Origin of the sequence: Xanthomonas sp. SHU 166 (genome assembly GCF_000364685.1) — a bacterium.
GTDB classification, from domain to species: domain Bacteria; phylum Pseudomonadota; class Gammaproteobacteria; order Xanthomonadales; family Xanthomonadaceae; genus Xanthomonas_A; species Xanthomonas_A sontii.
This window is the reverse complement of record NZ_AQOJ01000614.1, coordinates 1-4,406: the sequence shown is the minus strand read 5'-3', so window position 1 is coordinate 4,406 and position 4,406 is coordinate 1. Positions and strand designations below refer to the sequence as shown.

4 protein-coding genes are annotated in these 4,406 nt (G+C 69.3%); all 4 read left to right on the top strand.

The window, feature by feature from the left end; translation table 11 throughout:
* Nucleotides 1-1,226: TonB-dependent receptor (locus D180_RS15055; RefSeq protein WP_017913446.1), on the top strand; the 1,226-nt coding region annotated here is incomplete at its 5' end.
* Between the two features lie 160 nt (nucleotides 1,227-1,386).
* Nucleotides 1,387-2,139, top strand: a complete 753-nt coding sequence (gene otsB / locus D180_RS15050; RefSeq protein WP_043091057.1) for a trehalose-phosphatase — start codon at nucleotides 1,387-1,389, stop codon at nucleotides 2,137-2,139.
* A gap of 76 nt (nucleotides 2,140-2,215) precedes the next feature.
* Complete coding sequence (locus tag D180_RS15045) at nucleotides 2,216-3,997, top strand: glycoside hydrolase family 15 protein (RefSeq protein WP_017913444.1); 1,782 nt, start codon at nucleotides 2,216-2,218, stop codon at nucleotides 3,995-3,997.
* Nucleotides 3,994-4,406 (top strand): trehalose-6-phosphate synthase (locus D180_RS15040; protein ID WP_043091056.1); only part of this gene is annotated, 413 nt, incomplete at its 3' end. The genes D180_RS15045 and D180_RS15040, both read left to right, overlap by 4 nt.

Below are 4,406 nucleotides of genomic sequence, written 5' to 3'. Positions count from 1 at the left end.
CCGCCGGCGCCACCCACACCGTGGGCACCGGCGTGGAACTGCGCCGCGAGCACTACCGCACCCGCCCGGGCGACCCGGCCAGCTACGCCGCCGGCCCCTACACCGACCGCCCCACCGGCGCCCAGGCCGGCGGCGGCCTGACCCCGCAGGACGCGGCCGACCTGTCGCGCAACGTCGCCAGCCTCTACGCCAGCGTGTCCAGCCAGTTCGGCGACAAGCTCTCCACCGACCTAGCCGCGCGCTACGAGCACTACCAGGATTTCGGCGGCGAACTGACCGGCAAGCTGGCCGCGCGCTACGAGTTCGTCCCGGCATTCGCCCTGCGCGGCGCGATCTCCAACAACTTCCGCGCGCCGTCGCTGAGCCAGATCGGCTACGAGGCCAGTTCCACCGGCTACAACGCCAACGGACAGTTGCTGCAGGGCCGCCTGCTCTCGGTCGACAACCCGATCGCGCAGGCGCTGGGCGCGCGCACGCTGCAGCCGGAGAAGTCGCGCAACTACAGCCTGGGCTTCACCAGCCGTGTCGGCAGCCACTTCGACCTGTCGCTGGACCTGTTCCAGATCGATATCGACAAGCGCATCGCGCTGTCGGAAAACATCGACGGCGACGCCCTGACCGACTTCGTCGCACAGCGCTTCGGCATCGCCGGCCTGCAGAGCGCCAGCTTCTTCGTCAACGCCGCCGACACCCGCACCCGCGGCGCCGAACTGGTCAGCAACTGGCGGCAGGCGCTGGGCCAGGGCCAACTGCAGCTGACCGGCACCTGGAGCTACGCCAAGACCGAACTGGAGAACGTGGTGGCCACGCCGGCGCAGTTGCTGGCGCTGAATCCGGACTACGTGCTGTTCGGCGTGGAAGAGCGCAACACCCTGACCGAGGCGACCCCGCGCACCCGCGCGCAGCTGGCGGCGAACTGGAGCGACGCGCGCTGGTCGCTGCAGACCCGCGTCACCCGCTACGGCAGCGCCACCCGCGTGTTCGACTTCGGCGGCGGCTTCGCCCCGGAGCAGACCTACAGCGCCAAGTGGCAACTCGACGCCGAGGTCGAATACCACCTCACCCCGCAGTGGAGCGTGGCGGTGGGCGGACAGAACCTCACCGACGCCTACGCCGACCGCTCCAAGCCGGACATCGCCTACTTCGGCAACCTGCCCTACGACGTGCTCTCGCCGATCGGCAGCAACGGCGCTTACTACTACGGGCGGGTGCGGTACACCTTCTGACGAAGGTGTGGGAAATGGGGAGACGGGAATCGGGAATGGGGAAAAGCAACAACAGCGCGCAGGCACCGCTTTTGCTCTTCCCATTCCCGTTTCCCCATTCCCGATTCCCGGCCCCCGACAATCCACCTGATGCTAACGCTGTCCCGTTCATCATGAACAGATGGCAGACGCGCTCCCCCTCCGACCGCCGCCGCCGCGTCTGGACGATGCCTGCGCATTGTTCCTGGACGTGGACGGCACTCTCATCGCCTTTGCCGAACGCCCCGACCAGGTGCAGTTGCTGCCCGAGGTACGTGAGGCGATCGGCCGCCTGCACCAGCGCCTCGGTGGCGCGGTGGCGCTGGTCAGCGGACGTCCGCTGACGCAGCTCGACGCCTTGTTCGCGCCGCTGCGGCTGCCCGCCGCCGGCCTGCACGGCCACGAACTGCGCAGCGACGCCGACGCGCAGGCGGCGATGCCCGCCGATACCTCCGAGTTTCTGCATGCGCTGCATGCGCGTGCCGCGCATCTGCGCCAGGCGCATCCGGGCGTGCTGATCGAAGACAAGGGCGCCAGCGTGGCCCTGCACTGGCGGGCGGCGCCCAGCGCGGCCGAGGCGGTGCTGGCGTTCGCCGACGAACAGATCGCCGACCTGCCCGGTTACCGCCTGCAGCCCGGCGACCACGTGGTCGAGTTCGTGCCCGAAGGCAGCGACAAGGGCGTGGCGCTGACCACGCTGCTGCAGCAACCGCCGTTCCGCGGACGCCGCCCGGTGTTCGTCGGCGACGATCTCACCGACGAATTCGGCTTCGCCGCGGCCAACCAGGCCGGCGGCTGGAGCGTGCTGGTCGGCACCCGCGCCGACAGCGTCGCCACCTATGCGCTGCCCGATCCACGCGGCGTACACGCCTGGCTGCGCGATAACGCCGGATGAGGCCAGCGCAACGCCCGCCCGTCCGCGCCCCGTGGCCGCTTCCCCTACTGCTTCCGCACAAGGACCCGTCCGCTCCATGAGTTCCCCCAATCTCGACCTCGGCGTCATCGGCAACGGCAGCTTCGGCGCCCTGATCGACAAACGGGCCAGCGTGGTGTGGAGCTGCCTGCCGGCCTTCGACGGCGACCCGGCGTTCTGCGCCCTGCTCTCCCCGCGCGCGCATCCTGGCGGCGATTTCAGCATCGAACTGGAAGACTTCGTCGACAGCGACCAGCACTACCTGGCCAACACCGCGATCCTGCGCACCGTGTTGCGCGACGCCCACGGCGGCGCGGTGGAGGTGATCGACTTCGCGCCGCGCTGGCGCAACCACGGCCGCTTCTATCGCCCGGTCAGCATCATCCGCCAGGTGCGGCCGCTGGCCGGCAACCCGCGCATCCGCGTGCTCGCCAGGCCGCTGGCCGACTGGGGCGCGCGCCAGCCGGAGAGCACCTGGGGCAGCAACCACGTGCGCTGGCTGCTGCCGGACTTCACCCTGCGCCTGACCACCGACGTGCCGGTGCGCTTCATCCGCGACGAACTGCCGTTCGTGCTCAACCACCCGGTCAACCTGATGCTGGGCGTGGACGAATCGCTGACCCGCTCGCTGACCGGCTACATCCAGGAAGCGCAGGAACGCACCGAGGAATACTGGCGCGAGTGGGTGCGCTACCTGTCGGTGCCGCTGGACTGGCAGGACGCGGTGATCCGCAGCGCGATCACCCTGAAGCTGTGCCAGTACGAGGACAGCGGCGCGATCATCGCGGCGATGACCACCTCCATCCCGGAAGCGCCGGACACCCCGCGCAACTGGGACTACCGCTACTGCTGGCTGCGCGACGCCGCCTTCGTGGTGCGCGCGCTGAACCGGCTCGGCGCCACCCGCACCATGGAGCAGTTCCTCGGCTACATCTTCAACATCGCCACCACCGACGGCAGCCTGCAGCCGCTGTACGGCATCGGCTTCGAGGCGGCGCTGGAGGAACACGAGGTCGAATCGCTGGCCGGCTACCGCGGCATGGGCCCGGTGCGGCGCGGCAACCTGGCCTGGATCCAGAAGCAGCATGACGTGTACGGCAGCGTGGTGCTGGCCTCCACCCAGCTGTTCTTCGACCTGCGCCTGAAGGATCCCGGCGACACCCACACCTTTCTGCGCCTGGAGCCCCTGGGCGAGCGCGCCTTCGAACTGCACGACGTGCCCGACGCCGGCCTGTGGGAATTCCGCGGCCGCGCCGAGGTGCACACCTATACGAGCGCAATGTGCTGGGCCGCCTGCGACCGCCTGGCCAAGATCGCCGCGCGGCTGGGTCTGGAAGATCGCGTGCTGTACTGGCGCGAGCGCGCCGACCGCATCCACGCACGCGTGCTCGCCGAAGCCTGGAGCGCGGAGCTGGGGCACTTCACCGACACCTTCAACGGCCACCGGCTGGACGCATCGCTGCTGTTGCTGGCCGACATCGGGTTCATCGCCCCGGACGATCCGCGTTTCATCGCCACGGTCGAGGCGATCGGCCGCGACCTGAAGCATGGCGATGCGCTGTACCGCTACGTGGCGCCGGACGATTTCGGCGAACCGGAGACCAGCTTCACCATCTGCACGTTCTGGTACATCGACGCCCTGGCCGCGATCGGCCGCAAGGAGGAGGCGCGCGAGCTGTTCGAGCGCATCCTCGCCCGGCGTAATCACCTGGGCCTGCTGTCGGAGGATCTGGCCTTCGACAACGGCGAAGCCTGGGGCAATTTCCCGCAGACCTATTCGCATGTCGGCCTGATCATCGCCGCCATGCGCTTGTCGCGCAGTTGGCAGGAGGCGTCATGAGCAGATTGGTGGTGGTATCCAACCGCGTGGCCTTGCCCGGCGAGAACCGCGCCGGCGGCCTCGCGGTGGGCTTGCTGGCGGCGCTGAAGGAGCGCGGCGGCGTGTGGTTCGGCTGGAGCGGCAAGACCGTGCGCGGCGACAGCGGCGCGATGCACGAACAGACCCAGGGCGATATCCGCTTCGTCACCATGGACCTGAATCGCACCGACCTGGACGCGTACTACAACGGCTTCGCCAACCGCACGCTGTGGCCGCTGCTGCACTTCCGCCTGGACCTGGTCGACTACGACCGCGCCACCCGCGAGGGCTACCGCCGGGTCAACGCCATGTTCGCCGACAAGCTCGCGCCGCTGTTGCGCGAGGACGACACGGTGTGGATCCACGACTATCACCTGATCCCGCTGGCCTC